Source organism: Pseudomonas frederiksbergensis (genome assembly GCF_000802155.2).
GTDB classification, from domain to species: Bacteria; Pseudomonadota; Gammaproteobacteria; order Pseudomonadales; family Pseudomonadaceae; genus Aquipseudomonas; species Aquipseudomonas frederiksbergensis_A.
The window spans coordinates 1-12,975 of the sequence record NZ_JQGJ02000020.1 but is presented as its reverse complement, the minus strand read 5'-3'; the positions used below and the strand labels follow the sequence as shown (position 1 = coordinate 12,975).

Annotated in this window: 14 protein-coding genes, 4 tRNA genes and 1 pseudogene; 11 read left to right on the top strand and 8 right to left on the bottom strand. The window is 61.7% G+C overall.

Annotation, left to right across the window (positions count from 1 at the left end):
* Positions 1-81 precede the first annotated feature (81 nt).
* The 10 genes from accD to JZ00_RS24910 all read left to right on the top strand — a co-directional run bounded on the left by accD (position 82) and on the right by JZ00_RS24910 (position 7,687).
* Positions 82-1,002, top strand: a complete 921-nt coding sequence (gene accD, locus JZ00_RS24955; RefSeq protein ID WP_030142025.1) for an acetyl-CoA carboxylase, carboxyltransferase subunit beta — start codon at positions 82-84, stop codon at positions 1,000-1,002.
* Positions 999-2,306: a bifunctional tetrahydrofolate synthase/dihydrofolate synthase gene (folC, locus tag JZ00_RS24950; RefSeq protein ID WP_039593933.1), complete on the top strand. Its 1,308-nt coding sequence runs from the start codon at positions 999-1,001 to the stop codon at positions 2,304-2,306. Before accD ends, folC begins: the two co-directional genes overlap by 4 nt.
* On the top strand, positions 2,290-2,973 hold the full coding sequence (locus JZ00_RS24945; RefSeq protein ID WP_039593932.1) for an SPOR domain-containing protein: 684 nt from the start codon (positions 2,290-2,292) through the stop codon (positions 2,971-2,973). The genes folC and JZ00_RS24945 overlap by 17 nt, the downstream gene beginning before the upstream one ends.
* Before the next feature lie 89 nt (positions 2,974-3,062).
* Positions 3,063-3,623 (top strand): CvpA family protein, encoded by a 561-nt coding sequence (locus tag JZ00_RS24940; protein ID WP_039593931.1) that lies wholly within the window; start codon positions 3,063-3,065, stop codon positions 3,621-3,623.
* A gap of 41 nt (positions 3,624-3,664) precedes the next feature.
* A complete protein-coding gene (gene purF, locus JZ00_RS24935; protein ID WP_039593930.1) occupies positions 3,665-5,170 on the top strand; it encodes an amidophosphoribosyltransferase in 1,506 nt (501 codons plus the stop codon).
* A 57-nt stretch (positions 5,171-5,227) separates the two neighbouring features.
* Complete coding sequence (locus tag JZ00_RS24930) at positions 5,228-6,439, top strand: O-succinylhomoserine sulfhydrylase (RefSeq protein WP_039593929.1); 1,212 nt, start codon at positions 5,228-5,230, stop codon at positions 6,437-6,439.
* Positions 6,436-7,209 carry an SDR family oxidoreductase gene (locus JZ00_RS24925; RefSeq protein ID WP_039593928.1) on the top strand — a complete coding sequence of 258 codons (774 nt, stop codon included), beginning with the start codon at positions 6,436-6,438 and terminating at the stop codon, positions 7,207-7,209. The genes JZ00_RS24930 and JZ00_RS24925 overlap by 4 nt, the downstream gene beginning before the upstream one ends.
* Before the next feature lie 101 nt (positions 7,210-7,310).
* A tRNA-Val gene (locus tag JZ00_RS24920) sits at positions 7,311-7,386 on the top strand.
* Positions 7,387-7,444: 58 nt separating this feature from the next.
* Positions 7,445-7,521, top strand: a tRNA-Asp gene (locus JZ00_RS24915).
* Positions 7,522-7,610: 89 nt separating this feature from the next.
* Positions 7,611-7,687, top strand: a tRNA-Asp gene (locus tag JZ00_RS24910).
* 191 nt (positions 7,688-7,878) lie between these two features.
* On the opposite strand, the gene JZ00_RS24905 is transcribed toward JZ00_RS24910, so the two are convergent.
* On the bottom strand, positions 7,879-9,162 hold the full coding sequence (locus JZ00_RS24905) for an NAD(P)/FAD-dependent oxidoreductase (RefSeq protein WP_039593927.1): 1,284 nt from the start codon (positions 9,160-9,162) through the stop codon (positions 7,879-7,881).
* A 182-nt stretch (positions 9,163-9,344) separates the two neighbouring features.
* Here JZ00_RS24905 and JZ00_RS24900 point away from each other — a divergent pair.
* Positions 9,345-9,421 (top strand) — tRNA-Val (locus JZ00_RS24900).
* Between the two features lie 112 nt (positions 9,422-9,533).
* Here JZ00_RS24900 and JZ00_RS24895 read toward each other — a convergent pair.
* From JZ00_RS24895 to JZ00_RS31625, 7 genes and pseudogenes are all read right to left on the bottom strand, one after another.
* Positions 9,534-10,673 (bottom strand): tyrosine-type recombinase/integrase, encoded by a 1,140-nt coding sequence (locus JZ00_RS24895; protein WP_039593926.1) that lies wholly within the window; start codon positions 10,671-10,673, stop codon positions 9,534-9,536.
* Positions 10,673-10,906 (bottom strand): hypothetical protein, encoded by a 234-nt coding sequence (locus tag JZ00_RS24890; protein ID WP_039593925.1) that lies wholly within the window; start codon positions 10,904-10,906, stop codon positions 10,673-10,675. The genes JZ00_RS24895 and JZ00_RS24890 overlap by 1 nt, the downstream gene beginning before the upstream one ends.
* Before the next feature lie 43 nt (positions 10,907-10,949).
* On the bottom strand, positions 10,950-11,342 hold the full coding sequence (locus JZ00_RS24885; RefSeq protein WP_039593924.1) for a DUF7694 domain-containing protein: 393 nt from the start codon (positions 11,340-11,342) through the stop codon (positions 10,950-10,952).
* Positions 11,343-11,395: 53 nt separating this feature from the next.
* On the bottom strand, positions 11,396-11,713 hold the full coding sequence (locus tag JZ00_RS24880) for a hypothetical protein (protein WP_039593923.1): 318 nt from the start codon (positions 11,711-11,713) through the stop codon (positions 11,396-11,398).
* Between the two features lie 49 nt (positions 11,714-11,762).
* On the bottom strand, positions 11,763-12,155 hold the full coding sequence (locus JZ00_RS24875; protein WP_039593922.1) for a hypothetical protein: 393 nt from the start codon (positions 12,153-12,155) through the stop codon (positions 11,763-11,765).
* Positions 12,152-12,700 (bottom strand): hypothetical protein, encoded by a 549-nt coding sequence (locus JZ00_RS24870; protein WP_082112125.1) that lies wholly within the window; start codon positions 12,698-12,700, stop codon positions 12,152-12,154. The genes JZ00_RS24875 and JZ00_RS24870 overlap by 4 nt, the downstream gene beginning before the upstream one ends.
* A gap of 71 nt (positions 12,701-12,771) precedes the next feature.
* A pseudogene (locus tag JZ00_RS31625) lies at positions 12,772-12,975 on the bottom strand (hypothetical protein); the annotation flags it as partial.

Below are 12,975 nucleotides of genomic sequence, written 5' to 3'. Positions count from 1 at the left end.
CGCACAATGAATTTGAGCTCAAGGGCATACGCGGGGCCGCGAACCAGAGCGTTCGGGCCGCCGGTACTGGAGAAAGAAAGCATGAGCAACTGGTTGGTAGACAAACTGATCCCTTCGATCATGCGTTCCGAGGTGAAGAAAAGCTCGGTGCCTGAAGGTCTGTGGCACAAATGTCCATCCTGCGAAGCGGTGCTGTACCGTCCTGAGCTGGAAAAGACCCTGGACGTTTGCCCCAAGTGCAACCACCACATGCGCATCGGTGCGCGTGCCCGTATCGATATTTTCCTCGACGCAGAAGGTCGCGTGGAGCTGGGTGCCGACCTGGAGCCAGTGGATCGCCTGAAATTCCGCGACGGCAAGAAGTACAAGGATCGCCTGACCGCGGCCCAGAAGCAGACCGGCGAGAAAGACGCCTTGGTGTCCATGAGCGGCACCCTGCTGGGCATGCCGGTGGTGGTTTCGGCCTTCGAATTTTCCTTCATGGGCGGTTCCATGGGCGCCATCGTCGGCGAGCGCTTCGTTCGCGCCGCCAACTACGCCCTGGAAAACCGTTGCCCGATGATCTGCTTCGCCGCCTCCGGTGGCGCGCGGATGCAGGAAGCCCTGATCTCGCTGATGCAAATGGCCAAGACCTCCGCGGTACTGGCGCGCCTGCGTGAAGAAGGCATTCCGTTCATCTCGGTGTTGACCGACCCGGTCTACGGCGGTGTTTCTGCCAGTCTGGCGATGCTGGGCGACGTGATCGTCGGCGAGCCGAAAGCCCTGATCGGCTTCGCCGGCCCGCGCGTGATCGAGCAGACCGTGCGTGAGAAACTCCCGGAAGGCTTCCAGCGCAGCGAATTCCTGCTGGAGCACGGCGCGATCGACATGATCATCCATCGCCAGGAGCTGCGTCCGCGCCTGGGTAACCTGCTGGCGCAGCTGATGGGCCTGCCGACGCCGAAGTTCGTCGCCGCACCGATCGAGCCGATCGTCGTTCCGCCAGTGCCTGCCGGGCTATGACCCAACGCACCCTGGGCGACTGGCTTGCCTACCTCGAGCAGTTGCATCCAACGGCCATCGACATGGGGCTGGAGCGCTCGCAAACGGTAGCGTCCCGCATGGGACTGGCCAAGCCGGCGCCCCGGGTCATCACCGTCACCGGCACCAACGGCAAGGGTTCGACCTGCGCCTTCCTGGCCTCGCTGCTGCGGGCACAGGGGCTGAGTGTCGGCGTCTACAGTTCGCCGCACTTGCTGCGCTACAACGAGCGGGTGCAGCTGAACGGCGTCGAAGCCACTGACGCCCAGCTTTGCGAAGCCTTCGCGGCGGTGGAAGCCGGGCGGGGCGAGACTTCCCTGACCTATTTCGAGATGGGCACCCTCGCGGCATTCTGGCTGTTCGCCCGTGCGGGCCTGGACGCCGTGGTGCTCGAAGTTGGCCTGGGTGGGCGGCTGGATACGGTCAATCTCGTGGATGCGGACATCGCGCTGGTCACCAGTATCGGGGTTGATCACGCCGATTACCTGGGCAATACCCGAGAATCCGTGGCTTTCGAGAAGGCCGGCATCTTTCGCCAGGGCGCGCCGGCACTCTGCGGCGATCTCGATCCGCCGCAACCGTTGCTCGATAAAGTCCGCGAACTGGGGTGTCCGTTCTTTCTGCGCGGGCGGGATTTCGACCTGGCCATGACCGAGCAGCACTGGCAATGGCGTGGCAGCGATGTCCGGGGCAACCCCGTCGAGCTGCACGATCTGCCGCTGCTGGACCTGCCCATGGAAAACGCCGCACTGGCATTGCAGGCCTACTTGCTGATGGACTTGCCTTGGGAAGCCGGGCAAATCATCAAGGCGTTGCAGGCGACCCGCGTCGTCGGTCGTCTTGATCGCCGCTCGTTCGATTGGCAAGGCAAGCGCCTCAATCTGCTGTTGGATGTCGGCCACAACCCCCACGCCGCGCAGTATCTGGCGGAACGGCTGGCGCGTCGTCCGGTGGCAGGCAAGCGCCTGGCGGTGTTCGGCCTGCTGTCGGACAAAGACCTGGATGGCGTTGTCGATGCGTTGAATGCTAGTGTCCAGCACTGGGCCGTGGCGCCGTTGGATTCGCCGCGTTCGCGTCCTGCCAGTGAGTTGCAGGCAGCCTTGCAGCATCGTGGCGCTTCGGTGGATGCTTATGGCAGCGTGGCCGACGCGCTGGAAGGGCAGTGTGCCCTGGCGACGGCCGATGACGAAATCCTGTTGTTCGGCTCATTTTTTTGCGTCGCCGAGGCCCTTCAATGGCTGGCCCGGCGCTCCACGGAGGAAGCTGCAGATGGCATTGCTGGATAAGGCGTACAAGCAGCGCATGGTCGGGGCCCTGGTATTGGTGGCCCTGGCGGTGATCTTCCTGCCGATGCTGTTTTCCCGTCAGGACGAGCAGCGCCAGGTCACCGTTGATGCGCCCGCCGCGCCCCAGGCGCCCTCGGTGCCTCCTGTGCAGGTCGATCCGGTGCCGGTGCCCGAACCGCAGGCGCTGCCCCAGGAACCTGTGCCGAGCGACGCGGAATTGGCCGAGCAATCCGTCGATCCTGCCGCGCCGGTTGCTTCCACGCCGACCGCGCCTGCAGCCGCAGCGCCTGCTCCGGCAGCGCCTGGCAAACCCGCTGTAGCGCCAACGCCTGTCCCGCCCGCCCCTGCGATCAAGCCGGCGCCAACCCAGCCGATCACGGCGGCCCCCAAGCCGGATACCACGCAGAGCCGCGTGGATGCCAACGGCCTCTCCGTCAGTTGGTCGGTGCAGCTGGCCAGCCTGACCAGCCGTGACAGCGCTGAAAAACTGCAGAAAAACCTGCGTAGCCAGGGCTACAACGCCTACATCCGCTCCGCCGATGGCAAGAATCGGGTCTTTGTCGGTCCGTTGATCGAGCGTGCCGAGGCCGACCGCCTGCGCGACTTGCTCAATCGCCAGCAGAACCTCAAGGGTTTTGTGGTGCGCTTCCAGCCAGAGCGCGGTTGACCGCCATTCAGCTGATTTGAATCACGCAGCTTACCGATAGCCCTGCGCTCTGCTAAAATGCGCCGCCTTATCCGTCTGTAGGCTGCACCGTGCCATTTACCTGGGTTGACTGGGCGATCGTTGCAATCGTCGCCATCTCCGCTTTGATCAGTCTGAGCCGCGGCTTCGTCAAGGAAGCGCTCTCGCTGCTGACCTGGATCATCGCGGGAGTCGTAGCCTGGATGTTCGGTGGCTCGTTGTCCCAGTACCTCGCCGGATACATCGAAACCCCGTCGGCTCGCGTGATCGCGGGCTGTGCCATCTTGTTTATCGCCACCTTGCTGGTGGGCGCAATGATCAATTATCTGATCGGCGAACTGATTCGCGTCACCGGGCTTTCCGGGACGGACCGGTTCCTGGGCATGGCCTTCGGCGCGGCGCGTGGCGCGTTGCTGGTGGTCGTGGCCGTCGGGCTGTTGAGCCTGGGGCCGGTACAACAGGATACGTGGTGGCAGGAGTCCCGGCTCGTGCCACAATTTCTATTGGTCGCAGACTGGTCCAAGAACCTGATCCTGGGTTGGAGCAGTCAGTGGCTTGCCAGCGGTATCAGCGTACCCGCTGAAATACCGTTCAAGGAACAACTCTTGCCGATGGCCAAAACGCCGCAGTGAGTGTTGTTCAGTTCAGATCCATTAAGTAGGGGTTGCGTCGCATGTGTGGCATCGTCGGTATCGTCGGTAAGTCGAACGTCAATCAGGCGCTGTATGACGCGCTAACCGTGCTCCAGCACCGCGGCCAGGACGCTGCCGGTATCGTGACCAGCCATGACGGCCGGTTATTCCTGCGCAAGGACAATGGCCTGGTGCGTGACGTGTTCCACCAGCGTCACATGCAGCGCCTCGTCGGCCACATGGGCATCGGCCATGTGCGTTACCCGACAGCGGGCAGCTCGACGTCGGCCGAGGCCCAGCCGTTCTATGTCAACTCTCCGTACGGCATCACGTTGGCGCACAACGGCAACCTGACCAATGTCGAGCAACTGGCCAAGGAGATCTACGAATCTGACTTGCGCCACGTCAACACCAACTCCGACTCGGAAGTGATGCTCAACGTCTTCGCCCACGAGCTGGCCCAGCGCGGCAAGTTGCAGCCGACCGAAGAAGACGTGTTCGCTGCCGTGACCGACGTGCACAACCGTTGCGTGGGTGGCTACTCGGTGGTGGCGATGATCACCGGCTACGGCATCGTCGGCTTCCGCGACCCGCACGGTATTCGTCCGATCGTATTCGGCCAGCGCCACACCGACGAAGGCGTCGAATACATGATCGCCTCCGAGAGCGTGTCCCTGGACGTGCTCGGCTTCACCCTGATTCGCGACCTGGCCCCGGGCGAAGCGGTCTACATCACTGAAGACGGCATGCTGCACACCCGCCAGTGCGCGACCAACCCGTGCCTCACCCCGTGCATCTTCGAACACGTGTACCTGGCGCGTCCGGACTCGATCATCGACGGTATCTCAGTCTACAAGGCGCGCCTGCGCATGGGCGAGAAGCTGGCCGACAAGATCCTGCGCGAGCGTCCGGACCACGACATCGACGTGGTTATCCCGATCCCGGACACCAGCCGCACCGCGGCCCTGGAACTGGCGAACCACCTGGGCGTGAAGTTCCGTGAAGGCTTCGTGAAGAACCGCTACATCGGCCGTACCTTCATCATGCCGGGCCAGGCTGCACGGAAAAAATCCGTACGCCAGAAACTCAACGCCATCGAGCTGGAATTCCGCGGCAAGAACGTGATGCTGGTAGACGATTCCATCGTGCGCGGTACAACGTGCAAGCAGATCATCCAGATGGCCCGCGAAGCCGGTGCCAAGAATGTCTATTTCTGCTCGGCGGCCCCGGCCGTGCGCTACCCGAACGTCTACGGCATCGACATGCCGAGTGCCCATGAGCTGATCGCCCATAACCGCACGACCCAGGAAGTGGCCGACTTGATTGGCGCCGACTGGCTGATCTACCAGGACCTGCCGGACCTCCTCGAAGCGGTGGGCGGCGGCAAGGTCAAGATCGAGCACTTCGATTGCGCGGTGTTCGACGGCAAGTACGTCACCGGCGACATCGACGAGGCCTACCTGAACCGGATCGAGAACGCGCGTAACGACGCGTCCAAGGCCAAGACGCAGGCGGTCAGCGCGATCATCGATCTGTACAACAACTGAGTCACGAACCGGCCCCGAGGGGCCGGTTTGCGTTTAACCGATTACAGGAGTGGCAGCATGAGTCAGGATTGGGATGCCGGTCGGCTGGACAGCGACCTTGAAGGCGTAGCGTTCGATACCCTGGCGGTTCGCGCGGGCCAGCACCGTACGCCGGAAGCCGAGCATGGCGATCCGATGTTCTTCACCTCAAGCTATGTGTTCCGCACGGCTGCCGATGCGGCGGCGCGGTTTGCCGGCGAGGTGCCGGGCAACGTCTACTCGCGCTACACCAACCCAACCGTGCGCGCTTTCGAGGAACGCATCGCCGCCCTGGAAGGCGCCGAGCAAGCCGTGGCGACCGCCACCGGCATGGCTGCGATCATGGCGGTGGTGATGAGCCTGTGCAGCGCCGGCGACCATGTGCTGGTGTCGCGCAGCGTTTTCGGTTCGACCATCAGCCTGTTCGAAAAGTACTTCAAGCGTTTCGGCGTGGAAGTCGACTATGTGCCCTTGGCGGACCTGTCCGGTTGGGATGCCGCCATCAAGGCCAATACCAAGCTGCTCTTCGTCGAGTCGCCTTCCAATCCCCTGGCCGAACTGGTGGACATCGCCGCGTTGGCGGAAATCGCCCATGCCAAGGGTGCCATGCTGGTGGTCGACAACTGCTTCTGCACCCCGGCGCTGCAACAGCCGCTGAAGCTGGGTGCGGACGTGGTGGTGCATTCGGCCACCAAGTTCATCGACGGCCAGGGCCGTTGCATGGGCGGTGTTGTCGCCGGTCGTGGCGAGCAGATGAAAGAGGTTGTTGGTTTCTTGCGCACCGCCGGACCAACCCTCAGCCCGTTCAACGCCTGGATCTTCCTCAAGGGCCTGGAAACCCTAGGCCTGCGCATGAAGGCCCATTGCGCCAACGCCCAGGCCCTGGCCGAGTGGCTGGAGCAGCAGGACGGCATCGAGAAGGTGCATTACGCCGGCCTCAAGAGCCATCCGCAACACGAACTGGCCTTGCGCCAGCAGCGCGGTTTCGGTGCGGTGGTGAGCTTCGAGGTCAAGGGCGGCAAGGAGGGCGCCTGGCGCTTCATCGACGCGACCCGGTTGATTTCCATCACTGCCAACCTGGGTGACAGCAAGACCACCATTACCCACCCGAGCACCACGTCCCATGGTCGCCTGTCGCCCCAAGAGAGGGAGTCGGCAGGTATTCGTGACAGCCTGATCCGCGTGGCGGTCGGCCTGGAAGACGTAGCGGACCTGCAAGCCGACCTGGCCCGCGGGTTGGCGGCCTTGTGATCGAGTTGGCAACGCCGCCGAGCGGTACTCATGGCCGGGTTGCATTGGTTACGGGCGCCGCGCGGGGCATCGGCCTCGGTATTGCCGCCTGGTTGATCTGTGAAGGTTGGCAGGTCGTATTGACCGACCTGGATCGCGAACGCGGTTCCAAGGTGGCGAAAACCCTGGGTGACAATGCCTGGTTCATCGCCATGGACGTGTCGGATGAGGCGCAGGTTGCCACTGGCATTGCGGAAGTACTTGGGCAGTTCGGCAGGCTCGACGCGCTGGTGTGCAACGCGGCTATCGCCGACCCGCACAACATCACCCTGGAAAGCCTCGACCTGGCTCATTGGAACCGGGTCCTGGCGGTGAACCTGGGTGGGCCGATGCTGCTGGCCAAGCATTGCGCGCCGTACCTGCGCGCCCACAACGGTGCCATCGTGAACCTGGCCTCGACCCGTGCCGCGCAGTCCGAACCGGACACCGAGGCCTATGCGGCAAGCAAGGGCGGCCTGCTGGCCCTGACCCACGCCTTGGCGATCAGCCTCGGGCCGGAGATCCGGGTCAATGCCGTCAGCCCTGGCTGGATCGACGCGCGAGACCCATCGCAACGTCGTGCGCAGCCGCTCACCGATGCCGATCACGCCCAGCATCCGGCGGGCAGGGTAGGCACGGTAGAGGACGTGGCGGCCATGGTGGCGTGGCTGCTGTCGCGCAACGCCGGTTTCGTCACGGGGCAGGACTTCGTGGTGGACGGCGGCATGACCAAGAAAATGATTTACGAGTGAGCGCGGTAGCGGGTGTCGTTGAACTGTTCTGAAAAAACTTCAACGCTGCTATTGACTTAGCATCGGTACCTGCGTAAATTTCGCGGCCTCAACGCAGCAAAGGGTGATTAGCTCAGCCGGGAGAGCGTCTGCCTTACAAGCAGAATGTCGGCGGTTCGATCCCGTCATCACCCACCATGTTTCTTGAGAGTCTTGTGAAAGCAAGATGGAAGCTGTCAAAAGCCTCCACCGACGCGCAGCGGTAGTTCAGTCGGTTAGAATACCGGCCTGTCACGCCGGGGGTCGCGGGTTCGAGTCCCGTCCGCTGCGCCATATTTTCCGAAGCAGGTTCGCCTGGTTCGAGATCCAGACCCAAGGGTTTTGATCAGACGAGTTAACTGGACGCAAGTCCACAGCGATACGCAGCGGTAGTTCAGTCGGTTAGAATACCGGCCTGTCACGCCGGGGGTCGCGGGTTCGAGTCCCGTCCGCTGCGCCATATCTGCTTCGAGGCCCACTGAACGCCTTGAAGCTAAGAAGAAAGCTGCAAAGCTCCTTCTAGTCGATAGCAAAGACCCTGGTCGAAAGACCGGGGTTTTTTGTTTCCGGAATTTGGGAGATTGGAACAAGCCCTGTGGCGAGGGAGCTTGCTCCCGCTGGGCTGCGAAGCAGCCCATGGTGTTGGCGGCTTCAGAACCCCAATTTATCCCGCAACCCGTAATACCAAGCCCCCATCGCCGCAAACGGCGTACGCAACAACTGACCACCGGGGAAGGGGTAATGCGGCAGGTCCGCAAACGCATCAAAACGCTCCGCCTGCCCTCGCAGCGCCTCTGCCAGCACCTTGCCCGCCAAGTGCGTATACGTGACGCCATGACCGCTGCAGCCCTGGGAATAGTAGATGTTATCTCCCAACCGTCCGACCTGCGGAAGACGCGACAGCGTCAGCAGGAAATTTCCGGTCCAGGCGTAATCGATCTTCACATCCTTGAGCTGCGGAAACGCCTTGAGCATCTTCGGCCGGATGATCGCCTCGATGTTCGCCGGATCCCTCGCGCCATACACCACGCCGCCCCCGAAAATCAGGCGCTTGTCGCCTGTCAGCCGGTAATAGTCGAGCAAGTAGTTGCAGTCTTCGACGCAATAATCCTGAGGCAATAGCCTATGAGCCAACTCATCGCCCAACGGCTCGGTGGCGATCACCTGGGTACCGCAAGGCATCGACTTGGCGGCCAACTCCGGCACCAGATTGCCCAGGTAAGCATTGCCCGCCACAATAATGAACTTGGCCCTGACCTTGCCCTGCGGCGTATGCACAACCGGACTGGCACCGCGCTCGATGCGCACCGCCGGCGACTGCTCATAGATCACGCCGCCCAGTGATTCAACCGCCGCCGCTTCGCCCAGAGCCAGGTTAAGCGGATGAATATGCCCGCCGCTCATGTCCAGCATGCCGCCCACATACTCTTCGCAAGCCACCACCTCGCGGATACGCCGCTGATCCAGCAACTCCAGCTGCGTATGACCGAAACGCTCCCATAAACGCTTCTGCGACTCCAGGTGGCCCATCTGTTTAGCGGTGAGGGCGGCGAATACACCGCCGTCCTTCAAATCACACTGAATCTGATACTTTGCCACACGCTCACGAATGATCCGCCCACCCTCGAACGCCATGTTGCCCAGCAACTGCGCCTGCTGCGGGCCGACGCTGCGCTCGATCACATCGATGTCGCGGCTATAGCTGTTAACGATCTGGCCGCCGTTGCGACCCGAAGCCCCGAACCCAACCTTGGCTGCCTCAAGGACGGTGACCTTGAAACCGTGCTCCAGCAGAAACAGCGCAGAAGACAACCCCGTATAGCCCGCACCGATCACGCACACATCGGTTTCGACATCGTCCTGCAGGGCAGGGCGTGACGGCGCCGGGTTGGCCGATGCGGCGTAATAGGACGCTGGGTAGGATGTGTTCGCCATTCTGGAACCTCTGTTTTATATTTTTTACGAATGCAGCGATCCTACCCGAGATAAAAATCCGCCGCCAGCCACCGCCGAATCTTCGTCGCGGCGGGGTAATTAAATATTTTGCATATTCATAGGGTTAGGTGAAAAAAGGTGTTGACACCCCTTTGGAATTCCGTAAAATGCCGCCTCACAGCAGGCACGTAGCTCAGTTGGTTAGAGCACCACCTTGACATGGTGGGGGTCGTTGGTTCGAGTCCAATCGCGCCTACCAAACAAAATCCGCTCTGCTGGGCGGTCTAGAAGGGCTCACCGAAAGGTGGGCCCTTTTTTGTTGTCTGGCCTTTGGGCAAACTTTGGGAATATTTTGGGCAAACGCCCACCGCTCACACCTTCAGGTCGGCGCTCACCCGCATGTACACCACGGCGTCATCACCATGGCCCGCCTGGTAGTGTTCAGTCATTTTGACGTCCGCGTGACCCATCAGCCCTTGGATGTATTCCTGCGGGAAACCCTGCTGCTCGTACAGCCACGCGCCCAGTGCCCGAATCTCGTGAAAGGTGGGGCGCTCGCCGGCCGGTATGTCCTTGTATGCCTCGGACTCATCCCGCGCCTGGGCGAATGACTTGGTCAGGTAGTCGGGCGTGACGGCGTTCCAGTGCAGCTTGGCGTCGAGCTGCGACCGCTTGCGGGCTTTCGGCGAGTAGTGGATCAGGTACGGGCACACGACGGGCGACCGCATGCACTCAGCGACCACCTCGCGCAGCGCCGGCCCCATGGCGATCTCCAGGTGCACCGGCTTCCCATAGTTCTGTGTTTTCCCGGGCGACACCTTGATGGTGTTCTGCTCGAGGTCAACGGCTGACTTCGGCCACATCACGATATCCTCCCGCCGCTGAAGGCTCAGCAAGCCCAATCGGATAGCGCGCTTCAGCCAGATCGGCGTCCCCACGTAATTCAAAATCGTGTTCAAACCTTCGACTGTGTGGCGCTGGCGCTTTTTCTCCGCCTCTTTCTTGATCAGTGTCAGCTCGGCCGAGTTGCGTTCGCACAAGCCCTTGGCCACCGCGAAAGCGAAGATCTGAACGAGCAGGCCGCGGTGCTTGGTGTAGGCGTTGTTCTCGAATCCGTCGAGGTATTCGGCCACGGTCAGCACGTCGAGCTGCCCCATCATCAAATCGCCCAGGTCATCCCGGTACCGGGCCAACTTGAATTTGATTTCCTTCAACGTCCGCTCGGCATAGTTTCGGGTGCCCAGCCATTCCTTCTCGAAACGATCGAGGCACCCGCTGAACTTCGGCGCGGCCTCGCCTGTGAGCATTGCCAGCAGCGCGCCGTCGTCGGCCAGCAAGGGCAGCAACTTCGCGTTGGCGGCGTTGGCCAGCTTGATGGCCTCCGCCATCGGCTTATTGATGCTGGTCTTCTTGCCGGTGATCGGGTTCTTGTACTGCCAATATTTCCCGTTCGGGTAAAGGTTGGCCGGCAGATCCCGGTTCTTGATTGTCCTGGCGCGCGGCGGAGCCATCAGCCCACCTCCATCATCTTGGCGAGCAGGGGATCATTCGACCCCAGCACAACCGCTTGAAGATCCACGAAATACATCCCGCCTTTTACCTCTCCCACAACTTCGCCTTCCTCAATCCATTTCTTCAACTGCTGCAGACTCGGCTTACCGCCGGCGTAGCGCAGCTTCCTGTATTCGCCTGCCTCCATGAGGCGCGGCAGCCTGGCCGTAATTTGGGCAATGACCTTTGCCATGATGATGCTCCATGCCGCGCGTGGCGGCAGAAGGTGGTGAGGGTTATCGCAGCGCCTTCCACTTGAAGGACAGCGGCTCTGGCGGGAAGAACAAGTGCCGCATGTTCGCGACGTTCACGATGTCCTGGTCTGCGGGGAAAACTTCAACCGCATCAGCATCACCGCGACCGCACTCGCGCTTGAGTCGCATCAATTCGTCCCAGGTAACCTGGTCTACCCAGCTGTCTCCGTTGTGAATCGACCGGCAGATGCTCATACGCTGGTAGCCTGCCGGCTCCGCGTAGATCTGAACGAGAAAGTTTCGGGATCGCCAAACCTCGATCAGGTCAGGCGGCTTGAATCCGGGCCACTGTTCCGGCGGCATTCGCTGGAGGTATGGCGGCAACTTGGCGTTTTGCTTTTCCAGCAGGCGCCGCTGGTTCCTATCGGTATTCATGGCGATAGAATTCCTCGCCCGCCGTTCACCGGCAGGCTGTAGGTGGAGTGGGGTTAGGAGGTGGCTTTGCCGATTTCAGCGGCGGCCCGGACGATTGCGCGGCGCGTACCGAAATCGTCCATGGCTTCGATAATCATCACGCCGTGTAGAGAGTGCTCAGCACCAACCGAGTCGTGCTCTTCCATGAAGACGATGCAGATCCCGAGCTTGAGAGCCAGTCGCAACGAATCGCCATCGTCATCTAGCGGTCGCCACAGGCGGTAGCTCTCCCTGTCACCGATCCGTAGGCAGTTCCGCGCCGACTCATAGCAGAGAACAGGGCCTATTCCTGCCGCCTTTGCCGCCAACTCAAGAAGCTGCTGGTCGTTCATGGCCTCGGCCCCCTGTATATCAGGTGGGCCATGTAGAGCAGGGGGAGGATCATGGCTGCGGCTCCTTCATCGCTGCCGCTGCAATCGATTCGATCTGATCGCAGTAACCATAGATGTCCTGGACGTTGTTCTGCCCGTTGATGCAGTCGCGGACGGTGGGGCGGATGTTTCCGTCTACCTGGGTGGTGATGGCCTGGAGGGCCTGGCGGAGCGCTTCGTTCTCGGCCTTGAGTTGGTCGAGCTGGCGGCCCTGTACCTTGAACTCTGCCCAGCAGGCTTTGCGGTCCGCGTCGATCTTCTTCACTTCAGCCAGCAGAGCTCCAATCGCCCCATAGCACTCGGACAGTGTGTTGTTTGCGTACTCGACGTGAATGTTCGATGCTGGGTATCCCTTCTGGCACACGCCCATCAGGCGTTCATATTTCGCTTTGTCGATGGTCATGGCGTCACCTTCTGGCCGAGCATCACATCGGACACGATTTCCCAGAGCTTGGCCGGTGACCACTGGTACCGGTCGAAGTCCGTATCCGGCTGAACGCCGTAGGTGCAGGTCGAGTGGGCGCCCTCCGGGTATTCGCCGCGCTTCGCCATGATCGTGGCGACTCGACCATCGCCGCCTGGCTCGGTTCGGTGGTAGTGGTATGCCCGGGTGTTGTAGTCGTTGCCGGCTTCCACGGTTATCGTGCCATCCGGTATCAGGTGGGCGCGGCCGTCTGGAGTCCACGGCCTACCGCCACCTGGTGTGCGGGCGCCCTCATGCAGATACAGCACAAACCCGCCATCGTCGCAGCGCTCTAACTCATAGCAGCGATTGATCTGCTTGCCCACGATCACCCGCGAGGTGAAGTTGAAGCGGTGGTCATGGATCGCTGAGTGCTTGAAGCATGCCCGGCGCGGGAGCTCAGGGTGCCATACGTGCAGGCGCTGATTGCCTTCGAGCTGGACTTGCACAAAGCCCAGGCCGTGCAGGGTGATTTTGTCCGTCATTACGTCGTCGATGATGCTCACGGCAACACTTTTCCTTGCCGCTATAGCGGCTGACTTTGAAGGGGGAGGGGTTACTGCTGAATTGGGTTGAGACGCGCGCTGCCGGTTTTGGTCCAGCGACGGATGTACAGCTCGCAGCCACTCGTTAGGCAAACGCCGTTGGTCATGCCATGGTGGGTCTTTGGCGTCCCGCAGCCGCAATGACATTTAGGCTTGCGGCCTGGGCGGCTGGGTCGCAGCTCCATATACCGGATCTGTTCAGGCATGCCGCCGAC

What these genes read in the sequence shown, in the direction of transcription:
- accD (WP_030142025.1), top strand. Translation starts at nt 82, where the DNA reads ATGAGCAACTGGTTGGTAGACAAACTGATCCCTTCGATCATGCGTTCC.
- folC (WP_039593933.1), top strand. Translation starts at nt 999, where the DNA reads ATGACCCAACGCACCCTGGGCGACTGGCTTGCCTACCTCGAGCAGTTG.
- JZ00_RS24945 (WP_039593932.1), top strand. Translation starts at nt 2,290, where the DNA reads ATGGCATTGCTGGATAAGGCGTACAAGCAGCGCATGGTCGGGGCCCTG.
- purF (WP_039593930.1), top strand. Translation starts at nt 3,665, where the DNA reads ATGTGTGGCATCGTCGGTATCGTCGGTAAGTCGAACGTCAATCAGGCG.
- JZ00_RS24930 (WP_039593929.1), top strand. Translation starts at nt 5,228, where the DNA reads ATGAGTCAGGATTGGGATGCCGGTCGGCTGGACAGCGACCTTGAAGGC.
- JZ00_RS24905 (WP_039593927.1), bottom strand. Translation starts at nt 9,162, where the DNA reads ATGGCGAACACATCCTACCCAGCGTCCTATTACGCCGCATCGGCCAAC.
- JZ00_RS24895 (WP_039593926.1), bottom strand. Translation starts at nt 10,673, where the DNA reads ATGGCTCCGCCGCGCGCCAGGACAATCAAGAACCGGGATCTGCCGGCC.
- JZ00_RS24890 (WP_039593925.1), bottom strand. Translation starts at nt 10,906, where the DNA reads ATGGCAAAGGTCATTGCCCAAATTACGGCCAGGCTGCCGCGCCTCATG.
- JZ00_RS24885 (WP_039593924.1), bottom strand. Translation starts at nt 11,342, where the DNA reads ATGAATACCGATAGGAACCAGCGGCGCCTGCTGGAAAAGCAAAACGCC.
- JZ00_RS24880 (WP_039593923.1), bottom strand. Translation starts at nt 11,713, where the DNA reads ATGAACGACCAGCAGCTTCTTGAGTTGGCGGCAAAGGCGGCAGGAATA.
- JZ00_RS24875 (WP_039593922.1), bottom strand. Translation starts at nt 12,155, where the DNA reads ATGACCATCGACAAAGCGAAATATGAACGCCTGATGGGCGTGTGCCAG.
- JZ00_RS24870 (WP_082112125.1), bottom strand. Translation starts at nt 12,700, where the DNA reads ATGACGGACAAAATCACCCTGCACGGCCTGGGCTTTGTGCAAGTCCAG.